Source organism: Dictyobacter aurantiacus, from assembly GCF_003967515.1.
GTDB lineage: Bacteria > Chloroflexota > Ktedonobacteria > Ktedonobacterales > Ktedonobacteraceae > Dictyobacter > Dictyobacter aurantiacus.
This window is the reverse complement of record NZ_BIFQ01000001.1, coordinates 2,946,811-2,970,349: the sequence shown is the minus strand read 5'-3', so window position 1 is coordinate 2,970,349 and position 23,539 is coordinate 2,946,811. Positions and strand designations below refer to the sequence as shown.

Genomic DNA, 23,539 nt, shown 5'->3' with positions numbered 1-23,539 from the left:
GCACAAAATATTTCAAAAAACCCGCAGCAATAATCAGGTCTGCAATCGGGTAAACTTCTGATGTCCACAAAGGCCAGTCAATGCCATACTATGGTTGAACAAAACGAAGAGAAAAAAAGCAACGATGCATATTTGGACTCCCGTAGAGAGATCCGCGAAACGACTATAGTTCCGCTAAACCATAAGGAGCGCATCCGTGGATGCATTAACACTCTCACGCTTACAGTTCGGTAGCACGATTATCTACCATTTCCTGTTTGTGCCTTTGACGATGGGTCTGGCCTTGATCATCGCCATTATGGAAACGGCTTATGTGCGCACCGGAAATGAAACATACAAACGCATGGCCCAGTTCTGGGGCAAGCTTTTCCTGATCAACTTCGCACTGGGAGTTGTGACTGGTATTGTGCAGGAGTTCCAGTTCGGCATGAACTGGTCTACCTATTCTCGCTTTATCGGCGATGTCTTTGGGGCCCCGCTGGCGGTTGAGGCGCTGCTGGCCTTCTTCCTGGAGTCGACCTTCCTGGGCGTCTGGATCTTTGGCTGGGATCGGCTATCGAAAAAGGTACACCTGCTGGCGATCTGGCTGGTGGTGCTGGCCTCGAACCTGTCGGCCTTCTGGATTATTATCGCCAATGCCTTTATGCAGCAGCCGGTCGGCTACGCTATTCACAATGGTCGCGCCGAGATGACCAACTTCTTCGCGCTGCTGACCAATCCAACGCTGTGGGAGCAGTTCCCGCACGTGTTCTTTGGGGCCATCGCCACCGGAGCCTTCTTTGTAGTCGGCATCAGCGCTTACCACTTTATCAAGAAGTCGGCGGACCACGATTTCTTCCAGCGCTCGATGCGCATCGGTCTGATCGTCGCCCTGATCGGTGGAATCGCCGTCTCGATCACCGGTCACCTGAGTGGTCAGCACGTGGTTCAGCAGCAGCCGATGAAGATGGCCGCCGCCGAGGCGCTGTGGGATAGCGAGAGTCCCGCCTCGTTCTCGCTGTTCACCATCGGCGATCCAAAGGATATGAAGGACGTGGTCGCGATCAAGGTTCCCTATGTTCTGAGCTTCCTGTCGTACAACAACTTTACCGGTGAGGTCAAAGGTATTAAAGAGCTGCAGGCTCAATACGTCAAGGAATACGGCCCTGGCAACTATGTGCCACCGGTGGTGGTTACCTACTGGAGCTTCCGCCTGATGCTCGGCGTAGGAGCCATGATGGCCCTGCTCTCCTCGGCTGGCCTTTTCCTGATGTGGAAGAAGCGGCTGGAGCAGATGAAGTGGTTTCTGGCTATGCTGGTGGCCGCCATCGCGCTTCCCTATGTGGGGAACACCGCTGGCTGGGTACTGGCGGAGATTGGACGTCAACCATGGCTGGTCAATGGTCTGCTGAAGACCGCTGATGGAGTCTCACCTTCGGTCAACCCTGGTGTGATCCTCTTCTCGCTGATCTCGTTTATCCTCGTCTACGGTGTGCTGGCCGTCATCGATGGTCTGCTGATGTTGCGCGTCGCCCGCCAGGGTGTCGCCGCCATCGAGACGCACGAGGAAGTAAAGGCGGAAGAGCTGGTCGCGGCCTACTAAAGAAGAGGAAGAGGAAAAATTATGGACCTACAAATACTCTGGATTACGCTGATCGTCATCCTCTTCACAGGCTTCTTTGTACTGGAGGGATTTGACTACGGGGTCGGTATCCTCCTGCCCTTCCTGGGCAAGAGCGATAGCGAGCGGCGCATGATCATCAATTCGATTGGACCCTTCTGGGACGGCAACGAGGTGTGGCTGATCGCCGCCGGCGGTGCCATCTTCGCCGCCTTCCCCGACTGGTACGCAACGATGTTCAGTGGCTTCTATCTGGAGATGTTCCTGATCCTGCTGGCCCTGATCCTGCGTGGTGCGGCGATCGAGTTTCGCAGTATGCGCGAACAGACACACTGGCGCGCGCTGTGGGATGGTCTGTTCTTTGTCGGGAGCGCGCTCCCCGGCTTCCTGTGGGGCGTGATCGTGGCCAACATGATCCATGGCGTGCCCATCGACGCCCATATGAACTACGTCGGCACGCTGCTGACACCGTTCAATCCCTTCGCCCTGCTGTGTGGCCTGGCTGTGGTGATGCTGTTCGCCCTGCATGGCGCCATCTTCCTCAGTCTGCGCATCGAGGGACCGCTGATGGCGCGCTCCGAGCGGGCTGCGCGGCGCATCTGGTTGCCCGCCCTGGTCGTGTTCCTGCTCTTCGTGACAATGGGATTTTTCAACACAGCGGTCATCCATCACATGCTGCTGGATGCGAAGGTAATGCCGCTAGGCTACGCCATGCTGGCCGCCCTGATCGCGATCCCGCTGCTCTTGAGGCGGCACCATAGCGGCTGGGCCTTCATCATGACCACCATTACGATCGTGCTGGCCTCCCTCAGCCTGGGTGTCAGTGCCTTCCCAAATATTATGATATCCAGCCTCAATCCTGCCTGGACGCTGACGGTACGCAACGCCTCATCCAGTCCCTACACGCTGACGGTGATGAGCTGGCTGGCCCTGACCATTGTCCCCATCGTCCTGCTCTACCAGGGATGGAACTACTGGGTCTTCAAGCAGCGTATACAGCCACATAAGATCGGCCATTACTAATTCATTCGTTGGCTCTGTATCCTTGATATGATGAATGGCGTTGATCATATCAAGGATGGGCGTCAGGATTTTTTTGTCGTGAATGGTAGGTTCGGCCCTTGCGGCCGATTTCTCCTCGCCGCATGAACATGCATCGCACATTCGTTTCCGTGGTCCTCGTGTTTGGTGGTCATGGGTGGATGGGGAGCGGAAATCGGCCGCAAGGGCCGAACCTACGGCGCGGTTATGGGTGGGCGTATCCACGACGGGGGCGGATTCATGTTTCGTTTTTATGGTTCGCGAGGGGGGCGCCCGTGAGCGGGTGCGGTTGTTATGAAGATCAATAAACGCTTGTTGCAATATGTGAAGACTATGCGCATCTATGTGCTGATTGTGGGTGCGCTCAGCCTGCTGAGCGCCATTTTCATTATCCTGCAATCACACTCGATCGCTGCGATTATCAACGCGGTCTTCCTGCGGAAGCAGAGCCTGGTCCAGGTGATGGGCGCCCTGCTGATCTTGCTGGCGGTCCTACTGGCGCGGGCGGCGGTTATCTGGGGCAACGATATCGCCACCAATAGCGTCTCCGGTACGGTGAAGAGCGATCTACGCCTGCGCCTCTTCAGACATATCTTCAGGCTGGGGCCCATGTATGTGCGCGGCGAGCGCAGCGGTGAGATCGCCAATACGACCACCGAGGCGGTGGAAGCATTGGACGCCTACTTTAACCAGTTCTTTCCACAGGTCTGCGCGACCATGATTATTCCGCTAGCGATCCTGATTGTGGTCTTCTCAACGGATCTTCTATCCGGTATCGTTCTGCTAGTGACGTGGCCGATCCTGCCGGTCTTTATGATTCTGATCGGTCTGCAGGCAAACGCCATGACCGAGAGCCGCTGGCGCCAGATGAGTCTGTTGAGCGCGCACTTTCTGGATGTGCTGCAAGGGATGACCACGCTCAAGCTGTTCGGACGCAACAAGATTCAGCAGGAGACGATTCGCCGCATCAGCGATCGCTATGGGGATACCACAATGGCGGTGCTGCGCGTGGCCTTCCTCTCCTCGTTTGTGATGGAGCTGGGCGCGACCATCAGCAATGCCATCATCGCTGTTGAGATTGGACTGCGCCTGCTCTACGGCAATATTCCTTTTGAGCAGGCTTTCTTCGTGCTGCTGCTGACACCCGAGTTCTATCAGCCCCTGCGCAACCTGGGCACGCAGTTCCATGCCAGTATGAACAGCGCGGCCGGGGCCGAGCGCATCTTTGATATTCTGGAGACGCCGACGACGCCGGAAACAACGACCGGCGTGCAGGAGGAGGCAAAGATCGGGCAGACGCTACTGATCAACGATGTGCACTACGCCTATCGGGATGCGGACGGCCAGCGCCACGAGGCCCTGCGCGGCGTCTCCTTCGCCATCCAGCGCGGCCAGAAGGTGGCCATCATTGGACGCAGTGGAGCCGGAAAGAGCACGCTGGCCAATCTGCTGCTGCGCTTCATTGAGCCCGGTGGAGGAAGCATTAAGGCCGATCAGCGCGACATTCGCGAGTTTAGCGCGACCGCGTGGCGTAAGCTGGTCGCCTGGCAGCCGCAGCGCCCCTATCTATTCAATACGACGGTGGCGGCAAACATTCGCCTGGGACGGCCGAAGGCCAGCATGGATGAAGTGATCGAGGTGGCACGCATGGCCAATCTGCACGACTTCATCCAGTCGCTGCCACAGGGATACGAAACGCCGATCGGCGAGCGCGGCACGCGTCTGAGTGGAGGACAACTGCAGCGCCTGAGCCTGGCACGCGCCCTGCTCAAGGGAAGTCCCATTCTGCTGCTGGATGAGGCCACATCGACGCTGGACGCCGAGAGCGAGACCCGGGTCTTGCGCACCATTGACCACGTCGCCCCCGATCACTTTGTCCTGATCATCGCCCATCGCCTGCATACCATTAGCAGTGCGGACCTTATCATCGTGCTGGAGGATGGACAGGTAATCGCGCGTGGAACCCACCAGGAGCTGCTGACGCAATCGCCCGCCTACCAGGCGTTGATCAGGGCTTATGAAGATGAGGAGGCAGTTGTATGAACGTCACTCTGCGTCGCCTGATTCGACTGGCCTGGCCGATTAGAAACTGGATGCTGCTGGCGGCCCTGCTCGGTTCATGCACCATCATCAGTGGAATCGGCTTACTGACAACCTCGGCCTATCTCATTTCGATGGCGGCCCTGCATCCATCGGTGGCGGCCCTCAACGTCGCCATCGTCGGGGTACGCTTCTTTGGTATCGCGCGTGGCGGCTTCCGCTATCTGGAACGCCTGGTGTCGCACCGCGCGACCTTCCGCCTGCTGGCCCGGCTGCGCGTCTGGTTCTACAGCGCTTTGGAGCCGTTGATACCGGCGCACCTGCTCGAGCAGCAAGGCGGTCAGCAGAGCGAGCTGCGCAGTGGGGACCTGCTGCGGCGCGCGGTCTCAGACATCGACACCCTGCAAAACTTCTATACCCGCGTGCTGGCGCCGCCGCTGGTTGCCCTGGTCATCGGCGTGTTGATGTGGATCTTCTTCGGCTGCTTCGGTATCGTCTTTGGCCTGATCTTTATCGTCTTCTATGTAATCGCCGCCATCGGCGTACCCTGGCTGGCGCAGCTACTGGGACGGCGCGTCAGCCGCGAGATAGTCAGCACGCAGGCGGAACTGGAATCGCAGCTAGTCGATAGCGTCCAGGGCATCGCCGACCTGATAGCCTTCGGTCAGGAAGAGCGCCAGGCACAGTATATCCAGACCCTGAACGGGAAGCTACGCAGGCTGCAGATGACCTCGGCCTATGTCAGCGGGATGCAGGGCGGCCTAAGCAATCTGCTGATGAACCTGACGGCCTGGACCATGCTGCTGGTGGCCATTCCCTATGTCCACCAGGGAAGCCTGAACGGTATCTTCCTGGCCGTGCTGGTACTGGGCGCGCTGGCCAGCTTCGAGGGCGTCATGACGCTGCCGGCGGCCTTCCAGCAACTTGGCGGCAGCCTGGAAGCGGCGCGGCGCCTGTTTGAGGTCGTGGACGCCAAACCGGCCGTCAGCAATCCAGCGGCCCCATCGCCCACACCGATCAATCAAGAGGTCAGGGTTGAGCACCTGAGTTTCCGCTATGCTCCCGGTGAGCCCGAGGTTCTGCGGGACGTTAGCTTCACGGTTCCACAGGGCAGATGCCTGATGGTGGTTGGTCCCAGCGGCTCCGGCAAATCTACGCTGGCCCATCTGCTGCTGCGCTTCTGGGACTACCAGCAAGGCAAGATCAGCGTGGGTGGCTTCCCACTGCAGAATTATCAGCAGGATGATCTCTATCAGCAGGTAAGCGTGGTGGAACAGGATACGCACCTGTTCAATACCAGCATTCGCGAGAATATCCTGATCGCACGTAAGGGTGCCAGCGAAGAGGAGCTGATCACAGCCGCCCGCCAGGCGCAGCTGCATGATTTCGTGATGAGCCTGCCCGACGGCTATGATACCCGGGTGGGGGAGCAGGGATTGCGCCTGAGCGGCGGTGAACGCCAGCGGGTCGCCATCGCCCGCGCCTTTCTCAAGGATGCGCCCATCCTGGTACTGGATGAGCCCACCATCAACCTGGATGCCATCACCGAACGAGCGATACTGGATGCCATCAAGGCCTTGCGCCAGCGGCGTACAACCATCATGGTCACCCACCGCCTCGTCGAAATGGAGATGGCCAATGAGATTCTGGTGTTGCAGCGCGGCCAGATCGTTGAACGCGGCAGCCACACCTCCCTGCTCAAAGAAAAGGGGCTCTACCGGAGGATGTGGCAGCAGCAACATGGGAGCGCCAACACTCCCATCCAAGCATAAAACACTCCCACGAAACACGTCCCTGCACCGGCACGGAATCAGATTAATGGGCGTTTGGGGCATCCAGAATCAAGCGGTGGGCACGTGCCAGTAGCGCATCCCTTTCGTTTACCATTTCCTGTGTCACGATCTGGCCCACCTCTAATTTCTTTAGATAACTGATCCCATCATAGGCAACCTGCACCAATTGATTATACAGATTTTCGGTGTACGCCTGTAGTTCCGCCTGCGTAATAATCGCGGCCGACAATTCCGCCAGCGGCTTCAGACTTTGATGAATCTCCAGCAGGGTCTCCCTGACGCTTTTTTCTTCCATCAAGTTTCTCCAGCAGCAGTAACTATCCATTAAGGATGTGTTTTTTTACTTCTCATTGGGGGACATAAGCGCCCCCGCACGGGCGTCCGCATACGCGGCCGCACTGGTTTTTAAGTTGGTGCATGGAGTGCGCTTTCGCGCACTCCATGCACCAACTTAAAAATAGTTGCTGAGCACCATGGATGCGCAAAGGCGTGCGCGGCCGCACTGTTATTTCTGTAGTAGCGCAACAGGAGCGCGAATGCGCTCCTGTTGCGCTACTACAGAAATAACATCATATATTGGCATATTACCATATAAACCCCAGAAATTCGATAATTCCCCCTTTTTGCACCCAATAGGTTCGGAGCTCGCCTCCGATTATTATCAGCGATCGGTCCAGCCGATTACGGTCAGAGTGGTGTTGGAAGATGACATGGCAACCACCGTCGGGTGATCGTTATTCAGGCTGCCAATAGAGAGGGTGTCAACGAGAGGAGCATGCAGGGTAGAGGTTTTAAGGACATACAGCAGACCGTCACGCGAAACATTGGACCAGCTATCCTGCGAGGATTCGTTGAGTGTGGCACTTTTCGCCCTCGTATCAACCGCGCACAAAAGCTTTGGAGCCTGCGCGCCGGAGACATCGATCAGCCAGAGGCCATTCGGCCTGGCGGGCTGGGGATATTCGGCCTGGGATACGGCCAGAATGCGCTGCTGCGCACTGTGGATCTGCGATACAGCCAGAAACTGGTCGACAAAAAAAGGGGAATCTTCTCCCAAACGACCAATGCTGCTAGACCCGCTTACAAAAGATCCACACTGCAGGCAATCCACCGGCTTGCCCGCGCAATGGCTGACATACACCATAGCATCACTCCCAATCGCGTAATCATCGCAAGCGGTGCCGGTAGCCAGGGCAATGCGGCGCAGGTCGCCTCTGTCAGCCTCCTCCCGGCCATTCAGGAGGGTAGCCTGGTAAAGATTGCTGTTGGGATCACGGAGGTAGAGATGCCAGGCATCATGCCAGCCGATCAACCGATAGCCCTCCGGCGTCACCATTTTTAGCGCAATGGTCCCACTGGCAAGCCATAATTGATAAAAGCGCGATCCATTTTCAATCGAAAACAGTATATGCGCGCCATCCGCGTAAGTATATGGAGACCAATATATATCTTTGATTGATGACCCGGTCTCACCCGTCAGAGGAACACAGTAGAGCGTCTGCAGAAATTTGCCATCAATACGTACCAGTTGGAGCAGGCTCTGCTGAGCGGTGATAGCGACAAACAAGATCCATTGCCCATCGGGCGAGAGCTGGGCTTGCCCGAGATGTTTTCCCGGCAACTGGTTAATCACTATATTGCGGGTGGTCACGCTGTCGTAGCGCATAAAAGCGCTGCCGCCATCTCCACCAGCGGAGGTCTGTTGCAGATAGATCAGGCTTTGATGGGGGGCTGAGGATGCATGCGTCAGAGGGGTTAGCACGGCCGGGCGAGCACGTCCCTCGGCGGGACAACTCGTTGTGTGCATTGAAACGGTTGAGGCGGTCGCGGCTAAGCTCATACCCGACCGTGGGTGGGCTCCCCCATGGCCGCTCGTCAATGTGGGCCAGATCCAGAGGATGCCCAGGGGAATCAAGGCCAGCAGGATTAAAAAGATAACGACAGGTACAATGCTAGCCGAGGCATGGGGCGTTCTTTGTTGCTGCCTGGCCGCGTAGCGCGCGATCGTCGCGGGCAGCACGGCAGTGCTGAGTTGTGATTGCTTCGACGGTGAGCAGGGACCCGGCTGCAGCGGCTCACGAGCAGGTGAGCGATACTCCGCGACGGCACCGGGGCCCGGTACCAGGGCAGCATCGGAGAACCAGACCCCCTCAAGGCTGGGTGAGGATATAACCACATTCTGGCTGGAAGGCGGTAAAAAGGCCGGACCGGCATCTTCGCTCATAACGACCCGCGTCAACGCATACAGGAAGTCAAGCGGACGCTGGTAGCGCCGCGCGGCATCTTTAGCCAGTGATCGCGACACCACCTCATCCAGAGCCTCGGACAGTCCGGGATTGAACGCGCATAGCGATGGTGGCGGCTCATAGAGATGCATTGTCAATACCCGAATGGCTGTATCAGCGATAAAGGGGACACGGCCCGTCAGCAATTCATATAACACGACCCCCAGGCTATAGATATCGCTGGCGGGAACCGCCTTCCCCTGAATCTGTTCCGGGGACATATATTGGGGGGTTCCCATAATGCTATTGGTATGGGTCGCGAAGCTCGCCAGCATCCCGGCGTCTTCCTCATCCGACAACACCTTTACCAGGCCGAAATCCGATAGCACCAACGAGTGATCCGCCTTGAACAGCATATTATCCGGCTTGATATCGCGATGGATTAAGCCACGGTCGTGGGCATATTGTAGGGCGCGCAATATCGGGGTCAGCAGATCAAGGGCCGCGCGCGGTGAGAGTCGCTGCTGCCGCTGCAAATAGTTGCGTAGTGAACCAGAAGAGAGATATGGCATCACAAAATAGGCCATACCATTATAGCGACCATACTCATAGACCGTTAAAATATTGGGATGTTCCAACTGCGCCACGATCTGAGCTTCCCGCTCGAAACGACGCAAAAACGAATCCTGCCCATCTTCGCGCGACTTAAATACTTTGAGGGCGACCTCGCGATTCAGATAGGTATCGCGGGCCAGGTATACCGTGGCCATCCCTCCCAGCCCGATTAAGCGCGTAATCTGATAATGTCCTAAACGCAGACCGACCATCTCACCTGGCCCCATGCAATCCACCCCATTCTATGATCGAAAATCACCCGTCTCCACAACCCATGCCGTTCGCACCTGACACATTCAACCGAGACAGACCCGGAGCATACAACACACTCATGATGTATTTCACTTTCAATAGTAGCATGAGTTTCAAGCGCTAGCAACCTTTTGATTCCACAATGAGTATTAAGGTCCCTTTATCTGGTGCCGGGGCACGCCCCATTGGCGTTAACTTAAGGGGTGCAGGGGCCTCCCTGCCGGGGTGCGGGGACACCCCACACCCCGGCAGGAGGGCTAGCCGCCCTCCTGCACCTCCCGCTTGGGGAGTACCGAGGGCGCGCCCCGGCATCAGATAAAGGGACCTTAATACTTATTTCTGTTCTTGCTTCACAGAATAGCATGTGTGGCGTATGATAAAAGAAACATCAGCAATGGGACATTTTTCTGCACGCTACTCCAGAAAGATAGGTGGTCAGAATGGAGCATCCAACAACAGAAGACACACAGCCCCCCCTACAACCTTCAAGTATGCCCGAGGGAGAACGTCAGCGAGGCAATCAAGACTGGAATCGCTGGCTTATATTGCTGCTCATCCTTGTAGTCTGTCTCGGCTTTGTGTTCACCAATCTGTTCCAGGCCCAGAACGCTCGTATGCTCAGTCAGCAAACACAGAACTCTCAGGTACAGCTGGTCCATGAACAACAGCGCGAGACGATTCTACAAAACTATATGAATAAGATTACCGACCTGCTGGTGCACGATCAACTGCTGACGAAGCGCAAGGTTTCCGACCCGGCCAAAGTAGCCGCAGACGCTCTGACGCGACAGGCATTTAGCCGCATGGATGCGGACCGCAAAGCGGAATTGATGCGCTTCATCTATCAGACCCGACTGGTCAGCAATGATAGTGTCGTGCTCAATCTGCAAGATGTCGATATCAGCAATGCCCATATGGGACAGATCGATATCCGCGACACTTACCTGGTCGGCGCCAATATGAGCGGATCAGATCTGCATGGGGCCGTCCTCAGCGATGCCATCCTTACGTTCACCAATCTCGCGGGCGCCAATCTATCCAAAGCCGATCTGCATGCCTGCGATCTGCACAATACCAATCTAACTGGAGCCAACCTGTCCGGCGCCAATCTGCGCGATGCCACTGGACTGACCGCCGACCAAATCGCGAAGATACGCTCGTTACGCGGTGCCACCATGCCCGATGGGACGGTACACCGGTAATGTTTTTCTTGTTCTGTGGTGCGATAAATTCTATACTCGAAAGATCTATAAAACTTCATCTTTAACTCATTTTTCTCTGGTAATGTAGAGGTACTGTGGCTATATCTACAATAGAGGAATCACATCGTTACTCTACGAAGGAGCGTTGGCGTGCATATCTTAGTGGTCGAAGATCATCCCACCCTGGGACCAGATATCAAACGAGGTTTAGAAAATAATAATTACTATGTTGATCTAGTGGCTACGGGACCAGAAGCTCTGGCGCGGGCATACAAGTTTCCCTACAACCTGATTATTCTGGATGTATTATTGCCCGGCCTTAATGGCTGGGAAGTCTGCCAGCAACTACGCGAGCACCAGCAAACGGCTCCGATCCTCTTTCTTACAGCCCTGAACAAAGTAGACCAGCGCATCAAAGGACTGGATATGGGCGCGGACGACTATCTGACCAAGCCGTTCGCCTTCCAGGAACTTGAAGCGCGCGTACGTGCCCTGCTGCGCCGCGATCAGACACCGCAGGCGCCGGTGCTACGTTTTATGGATATCTCCCTCGATACGCGCACCCACGAGGTCCAGCGTGGAGATCGTCCCCTGACACTCTCCAGCAAAGAATATGCATTATTAGATTTTTTGATGCGCCATCCACACCACGTGCTGAGCCGCGATATGATCGCGGAACATGTCTGGGACTATGATGCTGAACATCTTTCTAATGTTATCGATGTCTATATTCGTTATCTGCGCACCAAGCTGTGCGCTGCTGGTGAACCAGATGTCATTCATACTGTACGTGGCTCTGGCTATCAATTAAAGGAGCCGACCCTATGAAACTGATCAAAAAACCTCTCTGGCCGCTGGGCATCCGTTTACAACTGACCCTCTGGTTCACCTGCGTCTTCGCTATTCTCTTATTGATCGCCAGCGCCTTCCTCTATAGACATCTGCAGACCTCGCTGGCCGGCAGTCTGGATGGCGCGCTGCAGAGCCGCGCCGAACAGATCGCTGGTGAGATCTACATGGAAAATGGCACCATCCAGATGCATGAATCGGTCAGTCAGCTACCAGGCTTTGATCATGACGCCACGAACCGTCCCCTGACGGCAAGCGATGTCAATGATGATATCCTGGTACGTGTTCTGGATGCCCATGGCAAGCCGTTTCGTAGTACGCCGGCTTTTCACCTGCTACGTGTACCCTCCAGCAGCGTAACCCAGACCCTGGATGGGAAACCCTGGCAGGCTACCGTGAAAACGCTGGATGGGCATGAGAATGCACGCATCTATAGCCGCACCGTCAATACAGATGGGCAGCTGATCGCTATTGTCCAGGTGGGGCAGTTCACGGGCGAGCTACAGGATATGCTGCATCACGTAGCCGAAGAGCTCCTGATCATGGGTATAATCGTGCTTCTCTTCAGCGCCCTGGGCAGCTACTGGCTGGCCTCGCGGGCGTTCGCCCCCATTCATAACCTGATCCGTACGGCCCGCTCTATTAAGGAGGGGGATCTGCAGCAGCGCGTTCCGGTCCCGGCGGCCCGCGACGAGGTGTACTTCCTGGCCGTCACCCTGAATGAAATGATCGAGAGTCTGGATACGGTCCTTTCGCGGCAGCGCCGCTTTGTCGCCGATGCCTCGCATGAGCTGCGCACACCGGTCGCCGTTATCCGCAGCACAACCGATGTGGCACTACTCCACGCCTCCACGCGTGAAGAATATATCTCGGTCCTGCGCAACGTCAATATCGAGGCTGAACGCCTCGGTCGCCTGATCAATGATCTGCTGGCCCTGGCTCGTGGCGACGAGGGAAAGATCAAGCTAGAGCATGAGCCAGTGCGCCTGGACCAGGTGGCCGATGTCGTGGCCGCCAACGCCGACACCATCGCTGAAGAAAACGGTGTAACCATCCACCGCCCACAGCTCGAGCCCGTGACGGTCCTGGGAGATGAAACCCGGCTGATTCAAATGATCATGAACCTGTTGGATAACGCCATCATCTACACCAATCCCGGCGGCTCGGTCACCCTGAGCGTCCGCGCGACTCCTACCAACGCCGTCGTGACCATCAAAGATACCGGCATCGGAATCGACCAGGAACACCTGGCGCATATCTTTGAACGCTTCTACCGCGTCGACCAGGCGCGTGTACGCAACGCCGGTGGGAGCAGCGGCCTGGGGCTGGCCATTGTGGATTGGACGGTGCAGGCCCATCACGGGACGATCACGGTAGAGAGCCAGCCCGGCCTGGGGAGCACCTTTACAGTCAGCCTGCCACGCGCTATCGAAGCCGCTCCTAAAGAGAGCGTGCTGATTGGAAGCCGTGAAAAAGCCAGGAGATAAATGACCCCCGTAGGTTCGGCCCTCGCGGCCGATTTTTCATTCCTATCCAATCATGTTGCTTAAACACGCCATGTTTGTTGTTTCACGTTCGGCGGGCATAACCGTACGTGGAGGAAAAATCGGCCGCGAGGGCCGAACCTACGGGGATCGTTTCCTTTGAGATACAATAAAGCTTACGGGCTTTTCACCCTGACCATCATACATAAGACAATGCAAAAGTGAGTGAGTAGATAACGATGCCTTACACATCCATACGCGAAGCCGCCGACGAAATTCATTCGGGGATCATCACCCCTACGGAACTGGTCTTAGAGACGCTAGAACAGATTGACGCGACCGATGGAGAGATCCAGGCGTTCGTAACGGTAATACATGAGCAGGCGCTCCAGGACGCGGATCAAGCTGAGCGCGAGCTACGCACCGGGCTCTACCGCAGTCCCCTGCATGGTATCCCGATCGCTATCAAGGATTTGATCGCCATCAAGGGTATTCCCACTACGGCCAGTTCGAAGGTGCTGGCCGAGAATATCGCCAGCGAAGACGCGATGGTGGTTGAGCAACTGCGCAAGGCAGGCGCCATCATCATCGGCACCACCAACACCTTTGAGTTTGCCTATGGACCCTACGCGCCGCCAACGCGCAATCCCTGGGATCATACGCGTACCACCGGTGGCTCAAGCGGTGGCTCAGCCGCCGCGGTGGCCTCAGGCATGACGCTGGGCGCTATCGGCACCGATACCGGGGGCTCGATTCGCATTCCCGCCGCCTGCTGCGGCATTACCGGACTCAAGCCGACGTATGGGCGCGTCAGCTGCCACGGTGTCATCCCGCTGAGCTGGTCGCTCGACCATGTGGGGCCCCTGGCACGTAGCGCGGAAGACTGCGCCATCATCTTTGATGCCATCGCCAAATACGATCCCCGCGATCCCAATAGCGTCTCGGGTCCACCCAGCCGTCCGGCGAGCACCCTGATCGAGGGGGCCGAGGGCCGGGGACCGCTCTCACTGCAGGGACTGCGTCTGGGCGTGCCACAGGATGCCTTTGTCGATCCTCTCGATCCCGAGGTCCGACTCGCCTGGAAGGCTGCCTGCCGCGTTCTGGAGGAAGAAGGGGTAGAGCTGATCAACGTCGAGCTACCGCGCCCGACCATGGATCTCTATCGCACCATCCAGAAGCCCGAGGCTACGCTGGCCCACATCCAGAAGGGCTGGTATCCTGCCCATGGCGAGCTTTACACCGACCTGGTACGCACCCGCTTACAGGAGGGCGGCCGCATCACGGCGGTGGATTATCTGAGCGCCCAGCACGAACGGCGGATCTTTGCCAGTAGCCTGCGCAGCCTTATGCAGCGTGTCGATGCCCTGGTGCTCCCCACCGTTCCTACACCCGCCATCCCGCTTGACCAGGCCGGCAAAACCGTCGAGATCGAAGGCCAGACAGAGGATGCCGCCGCCGCTTACCTGCGCATCACTATGCCATTCAACCTGACGGGTCTTCCTACCGTCGCCTTTCCAGCTGGCTTTAACGCCATGGGACTCCCCATCGGCCTCCAGGTAGCGGGCAGGCCATTCGAAGAGGCCACCGTGCTGCGCATCGTACATGCCTACCAGCAGATGACCGACTGGCACCAGCGTCCCCTGTCCACCCGAACCGATCAAAACGCCTGATTACCAGAAATTACGTCCACAGAGCTCATAATAGCTGCCTGGTGGAGAAAAACTTGTAGCAAGCATACGTTTTTCCACCAGGCAAGGCCCCATCCCCTCAATTGCGTCAATAGACTTAACTCTGTCACCGTAGAGGACATGTAGCCCGTATGTAATATGAACATGGTATTCATAAGGAGCCCTCATGCAAGATGTAACGGTACAAGCTACCAATAAAGCTTACTTACAGGCTATCGCCACCAACAACTATGAGATCCCCGACGGCATTGATCACTTTAGCTTTGCCCGGGCCCTGTTGGCTAATCTCGCCTCTCCCGATCCCGAGTTGAGAGACGACCTTAGCTCTATTATTCTGGCAGCAGGTATTATCAGCCAACAGAAATTAACACCGCGACAGCTAGAAGAGCTCCTCAATATGGCGCTTGACCGGGATCATCTCTTTTACCAGATCGGAGAAATCGGTACAGACTCGGTCTTCATGCGCAGCTTCTCCAGTCTGATCATAGCCTCGATCCTCTTTAACGATTCGCCCAATGCGCATTTATCGAGCGCCACAATTACCATGGTCAAAGAAAAGCTGTTCCATTATGCACTGCAGGAAAAGGATTGGCGTGGCTATGTTGAGGGCAAAGGCTGGGCACATGCCATGGCTCACCTGGCGGATGCCCTGGATGAATGCGCCCAACATCCACACGCCACGGGCATAGATCGACGGGAGATTTTAGGAATTGTCAGCAAGCTAGCGACTCTGGACGAGCCGCTCTACCATGAGGAAGATCTGCGCCTGGCCAAGATCCCTTATCATATTATTCTGGGACACCAGGTCAGTGATAACGCTATCGCTGAATGGATCAATATGTGCACCATCTCACGCGACCTGGATGTCATATCATGGACGCGCATTACCAACGCCAAAAATGTCTTGCGTAGCCTGTACTTCTTACTGCACTGGGATAACATGGCACCAGTGGTTACCGAGCGCATCTCAGCAACACTATATAACCAGGATGAGGTGTATCTGGAAGCCAAAAGATCAACAGAAGAATAAAGGATGTCTGACAAAGACACCCTTTATTCTTCTGTGATATAAAGTTGTCATCTTGATCGCTATCCTAGTAATTTCTCAACGGTATCTAGAAGGTCATCCAATTCAAATGGCTTCTGCAGGTATAGTACGTTACGCTTCCACGCCTCATTGGCAGGAAGGTACGCGCTCATCAATATTACTGGTATGTCATTTATCTCAGGCATGGCATGCATGCGATCACACAATTCCAGACCATCCATATGCGATAAGCGATAATCGGTAATTATCAGACAGGGCTTCTGTTCTCGTACAGCCTTTAAGGCCTGAAAACCATCGGTTACCAGCTCAGCATTGTATGGAGTTTCCATCTCAAGTGCATCAATAAGCAAAGAACCAATGCTATGATCATCCTCTACCACTAATATTGTATCCTGTATATTATATTCCTTCATGATTGTGAAGTCTTGTAAATTCTGCATAGTTAGAAATCCCCCCCAGCGCTATAAACATCACGAATATTATTCTAACAAGGTTGATACGGCTGGTGAAAGCATGGGGTTTCGCCAAATTGCTCAATTTACATTAGTTTTTACTGAGGAAATCACGCGACCAGCTACCGACCGGTAAAACATACCGGCAAGATATCTAAGGATGTGTCTGACTCTCGTCACTATATGGGCACGTGAGCGCCCCCGCACGCGCGTCCACTACGTAGCCGCGCTGGTTTTGTGTGTTGGTGCATGCATTGTGCGGATGCGCACTCCATGCACCAACACACAACGGACTCGTGAGCACCGTAGGTGCGAATGCTCAGGAGTGCCGCAGGCGATGATCATGAGTGTAAGACACGTTATAAATAAAGATCTGGCCGGGAAAGAAAATAAAAATTGACAAAAAAGTATTGACAACTCATAAATGTCGGTGTATACTGCTTTCTGTTGTCGAGAGACCACAACACCAGCCGAAGTAGCTCAGTGGTAGAGCAACGGTTTTGTAAGCTGTAGCATCAGCTAAAATATATAACGAACGAGCTTCACACCTGCTTTTAAGGCAGGTGTTTTTGTTTGTTATTTAGCTGGTGATATACGGTTTTTACGGTTCTGGTTATGAGTTTTTTGCCACTCTTTTAAGCCTTTTTTGTAGTCAATCAGCAGAAAAGAAGTTGACGTTTCAGGGTCCAGAACAAACGTTAATCTCTTGTTGAGTCGCTTGCCATACTCCTGCATACCTGCGTGAATAGACATTGCAATACCTGTAGGTGTCTCGCTGGTGGCGTAGAACTTGGAGAATATAATACCTCTCTGGCCAAGCTTCCCCAGTTCGCGTCTGATACCTCTCAAGAGGACAGACACATAGTGCATTCTCGTTGTATCATTTAGATCTGGCTCACTTGCGATGATCAGTAAGCAGCTGACGGCTTTACCTTCCTCGTACGTTTCCACTTTGTCGGCTGTGATATTCCAACCTCTGATTTTACCTGCCATAAAGTCCATTAAGCATTCTTCCTGCAAAGGTAAAAGGTGAAAGAATGCTACTACCTTCTCGTTGTGCTTTACAACATAGCAGCTTTCCGGGTTCTTCTCCAGCCAGGACCGCCGTAACTCTGCGTTCATTGTCGGACCGATAGCTCGTAGTGCAACGTCATAAACCATGTCCATGTCGGATAGTTGCGCTATTTCAAATGTGGTTTTAGGTGGCTCCTTGGCTGTTAAGAATGCCATCCACCTTTCTGCATAGTCATCTACCTCTGCTTTTAGGTATACACCATACTGCTTTCCTGGCGGGATGACTTTTTTAATTTTGCGCTGGTTCACGAGATTCCTAAGCGCTGGCTCCGTGATACCTAACAGTCTTTGCACCTCTCGTCCAGTATAGTAACGATCGCTGAGCTTTGGCATTATTCTAGGCCTCCTCAATAATGTAAATGTGATATATGTGCTCTGATCTAATTCTACCACAAATGTGAAATTACACAACCACCAACTTTCACAAATGTGATTTAGCGATATACGGTTTTCAATGTGAACATCAAAAATGTTGACAATCAAAAATAGGTGTGATATATTTCTCCTATAGAAGTTCACATTCACATTTTCGATGGTAACACAATCTTACACAGAAGGGTCATGCACATGTTAGATTTAGCTCCTAACCGCATTCAAGCATTAGAGGCTGTACTGGCTGTTTCTGCTCCGATATCTCAATCATATGTAGTCGAGAGATATTATCCTGTCCGTGTTCGTCACCTCTTTTTTGTGATGTATTGCTACACCGAAAATGATAAGAGAGGGATTAGCCTTCATTATGGACGCCGTACAGGTCGGCCCGTAACCTTTGCTCGTCATTCTGACGCTCTGCGCCTGTGTGAAGTGTTGAACGGTCAGCGAGAGGTAGACGCCTAATGGTTCGCCTTCCAGCTGCTCTCTCTGTAAAATCTATGCGCCTGGCTCCTCATTCTCAACGCCCGACTTTCAACGTCGGGTATCTCGCTTTTCTCTGGAATGGTGCGCCTGGCCGGGATAGCTTTCGCCTGGTCGCCCGACCTCTTCGCCCTGGCTGCTTCTTGCACGCCTGCACGCCTGCACGCCTCACGCTGCATAGAGAAACGCTAGCTATCAGCTGCAGCGTTCCTGTTGCCTCTCTCTTTCTCTCCTGGCTCTTTTCTCATCAATCTTTTAGCGCCACGCGCCACGCGCCCAACTCTTCGACCCGCCCAACGCGAACCATGCGAAAAGAAACGTACGCCGAAACAGCCCTCAGGCATCCAGGAGCCGAGGCACGTACCCCAACGCTCGACGACGATCACGCCCGCACTGCGGCGGTGCGAAGCAAGCGTTCTACCCCGAAGCATGTGCTAGGCTTGGAATGGCGAGGCGAGGGGGTATCTCGTACGCTCCTCAGTATATCCTCTCGCCTCGGCATGGAATGCGTAGCACATCGCGGAGTGGGTGGAGACGCTAGCCGCAAGACCACTTCGCGGTGTTTCTCAATGAGAGCGTTTCTGTTTTCGTGCCTGTTGATAGGCAACAAGCTCCAACAGAGCTATGGCAAATCCAAGCAACATGATAGCCATCAATATCCAAAAGTCTACGCTTCCTATTCCCTTTGGCGTTTTCGGATAGATCAATTCTTCCAAAATGTGAAGAGCTATCAGCCCTACGATAAACCATTTGAGGATCATAACGATCATGTTGCGTGTCAGTTTTCGCATCCATTGCATTATTCTATTCCTACTTGCATTAACTCTCCCTCTAGTATACATGTGTTCGCCTTACTGTGCAATTACATCAACCAAGAGCACCCCACGAAACCAGTAACACGTGGGGTGCGAAATACATTCTCTCTGTTCTCAGTTATATTCTTCTCTTTTGTGGAAAGGTGGTTTCTATGGTAGAAAGTCTTCCCGCTCCGCTTCTAGAGCTTGTTCGTCGAGCCAACGAGGGAAATAAGGAAGCGATACAGGCAATAGAAAATATTGCTAGAGATATTCTGGATCAGGATGATCAGCGATTTTACCGGGTCTGTGAAAAGTTGGCTCCTGTGCTCCTGCGTTTGGAAGTGAGGAAAGTTATAGAGAGTCAGCCGCGCTATCTGCCGTTGCCTCCGCAACTCTCACAGTTTGAACGTGATCCGGTGTTCCTGGCTGCGCGTCCAGTGGGCCGGTTCTGGTATCGCTTTGATATGTATACCCTGGATGACGAGGGCTTAGAGGTGGTGCGTACTCCTCGCCATTTCTCACGGCATGCCATTTTTCACTACCTGGATAGCGTGGTGCGTATTCCCGATGTCGAGCTTCACCTGGAGGTACCGCTCTCGTATCGGGTTGGTGAGTTGGTAGGCTGGCTCTCTGCGCTGGCGACATCACAACGCGATGACGCCCAGGCCGGAATGGTGATGCTCTCCGCTCTGGTGGCTCCGCTCCTTGTCACTCCTGCTGTTCATCAGTCTCAAGCAACCCTGCCAGCTGGCCGCCGTCGGGCCGGTCGAAAGTAAGATCGTAGTCTTCTTTAGAAGGGAATGAGGATAAGTATGAAGCTTACCGATGCAGTCAAGGGTTATCTACTCAGTCGTAAAATGAATTGCTCTGACAAGACAGTTGAATGGTATCGTCAGAAGTTAGCACACTTCTGTATGGTGCTCCAACAAGAGTATGAGGTGACTATGCTGGATGAAGTAACTGTAACTCATCTGCGTTTGTTTGTTGAGCTTATGAAAGGAACTAAGGCTAACGCTAATAATCCTAACAAGCCGACTAAGGACGATACAACTGTTAGCGATCTGACAGTAAAGGGCTATGTGCAAGTCATTAAGGGCTTCTTTAACTGGTGCGTAAAAGAGGAGCTTATAACAAAAAATCCTGTGCTCAAATTGGAGAACCCGAAAGTTGGTAAGTATGTAATCAAGACTTTTAGCTCCGACCAGGTCAGGATGATGTTGGAGGCTTGCAATACTCATACAATGATAGGATTTAGGGACTACACTATCATCTTGTTGCTGCTGGATACTGGCATTAGAGTATCAGAACTATGCGGGCTTACATTGGATCGTGTATACCTGGAAGTGATGAACGATGCGTTTATTAAAGTCCTGGGCAAGGGCCGTAAAGAGCGCGAGGTCGGTGTTAGTTCTGATGTTGCTCAATATCTCTGGAAATATATACATCAGCATAGGCACGCTAAAGACGATAAAAACCAGACTCTTTTTATAAATCTGTTTGGTGAAAATCTCACGATTTATGGTGTTGAGCAGATGTTAGAGGAGGTTGAAAAGAGGGCCGGGATAACTGGTGTGCGTGTGTCTCCTCATACATTCCGCCATACCTTTGCTCGTATGTTTTTAGAGAATGGTGGCGAGGTCTATAAACTGTCGCTTATCCTGGGTCATAGTAGTGTCCTGGTCACTGAAAATTATCTCAAGGATTTTGTGAGTAGAGAGGCTAGGCAGGGTCAATCTAAACATTCACCTGTTTCCTCTTTGAACCTGGGTAAACAGAACAATGGATTCAAAAAGAAAGTTCAAAAATGGGGTGACTGATCTTTGTAAAAGAGGCTCTAGAGATATACGGTTAGTTTAAAAAGGAGGATAAAAATTGATCAGAAAAAAGTGTTGACAACTCATAAATGTCGGTGTATACTGCTTTCTGTGATCGAGAGATTACAGATTCAGCCGAAGTAGCTCAGTGGTAGAGCAACGGTTTTGTAAACCGTCGGTCGTCAGTTCAATCCTGACCTTCGGCTCTTTTTTATTTTTGGCGACAGCCGCCCTCTAACAAGCTCAAAAGCAGAGCAGTAAACCTCAAAATGACCCCTTACCACGTTGCCACCAAGCGTCAAATTTCTAAGAACCGTATATCTTTTCCGGGCAGTTTATGAAAGTTGGTCCTCAAATTACCCCTTCTCAATAATGGCATGATGGTGACCACTCAAATTGGCTCTTGTCTTAAGTTCAGCCATATTCTATATTGGTAGACACATCAATATAAATATTTGCACTATATGATTTGACAATATTCAGGAGAAACCATGACACGCAAAGGCTGGCTACTCTTTATCGCCATCTCGGTATTCTGGGGCATTCCTTACTTCTTTATTAAGATCGCTGTACGCGAACTGGATCCGGCTGTGGTAGTATTTGCGCGGGCCGCGATCGCGGCCATGATCTTACTGCCTATGACGGCTCAGCAGAAGACGCTACGGCCCATGCTAAAGCGCTGGCCAGTGGTCCTGCTGTTCGCCATTATCCATATGGTTGGCGCCTTTCTATTGATCAGCTATGGCGAACAGCATGTCTCATCCTCCCTTGCCAGCCTGCTGATCGCAGCCAACCCACTGATCGTTGCTGTACTGGCGCTGGGCTTCGATAAGAGCGAGCGTGTCAATGGGCTGCGCCTGGTTGGACTACTGATCGGCATGGCAGGGCTGGTGGTTTTACTGGGCTTTGACGTGGGGGGAGACCGGCAGCTGTGGTTTGGCGCCATACTGATCCTGCTGGCGGCCACTGGATACGCGATCGGGGCCCTGATGCTCAAGAGCCGTCCCCTGGTTGAGTTGCCCAGAATCGCTGTGGCGGCGGGAGAGTGCAGCGTCACCACCATTGTGTTACTGCCATTAGTTCTGACGCGGCTCCCTGGCAGCGTACCCAGCCTGGGCGTACTACTCAGTCTGCTCATTCTAGGCGTTATCTGCACCGCCCTGGCCTTACCAACCTTCTTCGCCCTCATCGCCGAAGTCGGGGCCAGTCGCGGCACGGTCATTACCTATGTCAATCCAGCTGTCTCGGTACTCCTCGGCGTGACGATCCTGGGAGAACCCCTGACCATCGCCACCATCGCCGGATTCCTCTTAATCATCCTGGGATCGTGGATCTCTACAACCGGCTCCATCCCATTCTTCACCATACGCAACGCCCCACAACCCGAAGCCTGCGGAACGGAATAACGTTGGGAGGGAGGACGCGACCCGGCCAGATGTGCACGCCACTTCCTCGCTGGTCTGACCGGGTCGCACATAGCTACGTTGATACTGACTACATGGCTGCATTACCAGAAAAGACGACCGCGCAATTATGGCTAGTAGCCAGCGGTCCGCTCAAACGCATTGGCGATAACACTATAACCAGTCGAGGTAGCGTGAATATCGTGGAACCAACTACACATCCATGTGTAGCCACAGATATTGGGATTAGGGGTCGCTGCACCCCCAAAAGGCGAAAACACGTCAACCAGGCTCGCGTAGCCACTGGCGTCCGCCGCCAGATGCTGGTTGAGCTCCAGGGCGTATGGCAGTTCGCCCGGGCACTTGTTCTGATAGGGGTCATAATAATTCATCAACAAGAGATCACCGCTACGCTGGCCATTCACCGTCATGGCGCTGGCTAGCTTTGGTAAGATCACCTGCCTCAGATTCGCATCCACCGTTGCCAGATCGCTCTCCCACGTCGAGCTGACTGTACATGTTGATGTATTGATGTCTTTAAGCATATCGTTAGCGCCGATGTCTAACGTTACCGGACTAACCCTCCCAGGATTGAGTTCGAGGTATAACACTGCCGCATTAAGTTGAGAGCCAATATACGGGAACTTGCGCAAAACCGAGAACGAACAACCACCATTGATCATCGACGTGGTGGTCTCGCCCGGACACCCCATATTGGCGTAGCTTGTAGTTCCGTGGCCCTTGAGATCTGCATAAAAATCATCCGCATACCCATGGCTAAAATTGAAGTTGGGCTGAAAACCATAGGCCAGCGAATCGCCAAGCGCCAGATAATGAGATTTAGGACCTACAAGCGACGCCTGAGTAGCTGCGAACACTGATGGGACGGAGAAAAAAAAGAGACTACCTACGAGAACGATCGGTGCAGCGATGCGAAGAAGAAACCTCGCCATGCCTTTGAGCATATTTTCCTCCTTGAAAAAATATACTAGTCTGGCAATAAAAAAAAGGCTGTTAAAGTGGTAACAGTTGCGAGGAGAAGGGAGATCGTGCACATCTATTTTATAGTATAAATATAAAAGCACAAAATTTCAAGCTTTTAGGGTATCAAAATGCACTATAACATTGTAAAGTAAGGCGTTCTATTTCAATAATAAGCAATATTTACAACAGAATTTACTAAGATTTACATTTTTGTATTCATATGTTGAAAACTGTTGTACATATTATTTTCTCTTTCAAAGGGTGTCAGTGCTTCCCTCTGTGGTGCCGCCTGCGGCGGCACCACAGAGGGAAGAAGCCAGGGG

Annotated in this window: 18 protein-coding genes and 1 tRNA gene; 13 read left to right on the top strand and 6 right to left on the bottom strand. The window is 53.6% G+C overall.

Annotation, left to right across the window (positions count from 1 at the left end):
- Positions 1–196: 196 nt before the first annotated feature.
- The 4 genes from KTT_RS11950 (at position 197) to cydC (ending at position 6,453) form a co-directional block, all read left to right on the top strand.
- Positions 197–1,582, top strand: coding sequence for a cytochrome ubiquinol oxidase subunit I (locus tag KTT_RS11950; protein ID WP_126596189.1), 1,386 nt, complete (start codon positions 197–199; stop codon positions 1,580–1,582).
- Between the two features lie 21 nt (positions 1,583–1,603).
- Positions 1,604–2,623 (top strand): cytochrome d ubiquinol oxidase subunit II, encoded by a 1,020-nt coding sequence (gene cydB, locus KTT_RS11945; protein WP_126596188.1) that lies wholly within the window; start codon positions 1,604–1,606, stop codon positions 2,621–2,623.
- 312 nt (positions 2,624–2,935) lie between these two features.
- Positions 2,936–4,684: a thiol reductant ABC exporter subunit CydD gene (gene cydD, locus KTT_RS11940; RefSeq protein WP_126596187.1), complete on the top strand. Its 1,749-nt coding sequence runs from the start codon at positions 2,936–2,938 to the stop codon at positions 4,682–4,684.
- Positions 4,681–6,453, top strand: a complete 1,773-nt coding sequence (cydC, locus tag KTT_RS11935) for a thiol reductant ABC exporter subunit CydC (RefSeq protein ID WP_126596186.1) — start codon at positions 4,681–4,683, stop codon at positions 6,451–6,453. The genes cydD and cydC overlap by 4 nt, the downstream gene beginning before the upstream one ends.
- A 43-nt stretch (positions 6,454–6,496) precedes the next feature.
- On the opposite strand, the gene KTT_RS11930 is transcribed toward cydC, so the two are convergent.
- Both KTT_RS11930 and KTT_RS11925 read right to left on the bottom strand, forming a co-directional pair.
- Positions 6,497–6,769, bottom strand: a complete 273-nt coding sequence (locus KTT_RS11930; protein ID WP_126596185.1) for a hypothetical protein — start codon at positions 6,767–6,769, stop codon at positions 6,497–6,499.
- Between the two features lie 366 nt (positions 6,770–7,135).
- Positions 7,136–9,541, bottom strand: coding sequence for a serine/threonine protein kinase (locus tag KTT_RS11925; RefSeq protein ID WP_126596184.1), 2,406 nt, complete (start codon positions 9,539–9,541; stop codon positions 7,136–7,138).
- 465 nt (positions 9,542–10,006) lie between these two features.
- On the opposite strand from KTT_RS11925, the gene KTT_RS11920 reads away from it, so the two are divergent.
- The 5 genes from KTT_RS11920 (at position 10,007) to KTT_RS11900 (ending at position 15,819) form a co-directional block, all read left to right on the top strand.
- Positions 10,007–10,768 carry a pentapeptide repeat-containing protein gene (locus KTT_RS11920; protein WP_126596183.1) on the top strand — a complete coding sequence of 254 codons (762 nt, stop codon included), beginning with the start codon at positions 10,007–10,009 and terminating at the stop codon, positions 10,766–10,768.
- A 150-nt stretch (positions 10,769–10,918) separates the two neighbouring features.
- The gene (locus KTT_RS11915; protein ID WP_126596182.1) at positions 10,919–11,596 is read left to right on the top strand and encodes a response regulator transcription factor; all 678 of its coding nucleotides are present in this window, start codon (positions 10,919–10,921) and stop codon (positions 11,594–11,596) included.
- Positions 11,593–13,104, top strand: a complete 1,512-nt coding sequence (locus KTT_RS11910) for a sensor histidine kinase (RefSeq protein WP_126596181.1) — start codon at positions 11,593–11,595, stop codon at positions 13,102–13,104. The genes KTT_RS11915 and KTT_RS11910 overlap by 4 nt, the downstream gene beginning before the upstream one ends.
- 236 nt (positions 13,105–13,340) lie before the next feature.
- Positions 13,341–14,771, top strand: coding sequence for an amidase (locus KTT_RS11905; RefSeq protein WP_126596180.1), 1,431 nt, complete (start codon positions 13,341–13,343; stop codon positions 14,769–14,771).
- Positions 14,772–14,955: 184 nt separating this feature from the next.
- Positions 14,956–15,819 (top strand): DUF2785 domain-containing protein, encoded by an 864-nt coding sequence (locus KTT_RS11900; RefSeq protein ID WP_126596179.1) that lies wholly within the window; start codon positions 14,956–14,958, stop codon positions 15,817–15,819.
- A 59-nt stretch (positions 15,820–15,878) separates the two neighbouring features.
- On the opposite strand, the gene KTT_RS11895 is transcribed toward KTT_RS11900, so the two are convergent.
- The 3 genes from KTT_RS11895 to KTT_RS11885 all read right to left on the bottom strand — a co-directional run bounded on the left by KTT_RS11895 (position 15,879) and on the right by KTT_RS11885 (position 19,018).
- Positions 15,879–16,277, bottom strand: coding sequence for a response regulator (locus KTT_RS11895; RefSeq protein WP_126596178.1), 399 nt, complete (start codon positions 16,275–16,277; stop codon positions 15,879–15,881).
- A 588-nt stretch (positions 16,278–16,865) separates the two neighbouring features.
- Complete coding sequence (locus KTT_RS11890; RefSeq protein WP_126596177.1) at positions 16,866–17,696, bottom strand: helix-turn-helix domain-containing protein; 831 nt, start codon at positions 17,694–17,696, stop codon at positions 16,866–16,868.
- A 1,088-nt stretch (positions 17,697–18,784) separates the two neighbouring features.
- On the bottom strand, positions 18,785–19,018 hold the full coding sequence (locus KTT_RS11885; protein WP_126596176.1) for a hypothetical protein: 234 nt from the start codon (positions 19,016–19,018) through the stop codon (positions 18,785–18,787).
- Between the two features lie 167 nt (positions 19,019–19,185).
- Here KTT_RS11885 and KTT_RS11880 point away from each other — a divergent pair, with 167 nt between their 5' ends.
- The 4 genes from KTT_RS11880 to KTT_RS11865 all read left to right on the top strand — a co-directional run bounded on the left by KTT_RS11880 (position 19,186) and on the right by KTT_RS11865 (position 22,235).
- On the top strand, positions 19,186–19,791 hold the full coding sequence (locus KTT_RS11880; RefSeq protein ID WP_126596175.1) for a hypothetical protein: 606 nt from the start codon (positions 19,186–19,188) through the stop codon (positions 19,789–19,791).
- A gap of 36 nt (positions 19,792–19,827) precedes the next feature.
- Entirely contained in the window at positions 19,828–20,832 is a 1,005-nt protein-coding gene (locus KTT_RS11875) for a tyrosine-type recombinase/integrase (RefSeq protein ID WP_160145812.1), read from the top strand.
- A gap of 131 nt (positions 20,833–20,963) precedes the next feature.
- Positions 20,964–21,035, top strand: a tRNA-Thr gene (locus tag KTT_RS11870).
- Between the two features lie 285 nt (positions 21,036–21,320).
- Positions 21,321–22,235: a DMT family transporter gene (locus KTT_RS11865; RefSeq protein WP_126596173.1), complete on the top strand. Its 915-nt coding sequence runs from the start codon at positions 21,321–21,323 to the stop codon at positions 22,233–22,235.
- A 131-nt stretch (positions 22,236–22,366) separates the two neighbouring features.
- On the opposite strand, the gene KTT_RS11860 is transcribed toward KTT_RS11865, so the two are convergent.
- Entirely contained in the window at positions 22,367–23,185 is an 819-nt protein-coding gene (locus tag KTT_RS11860; RefSeq protein WP_160145811.1) for an SGNH/GDSL hydrolase family protein, read from the bottom strand.
- Positions 23,186–23,539: the final 354 nt, after the last annotated feature.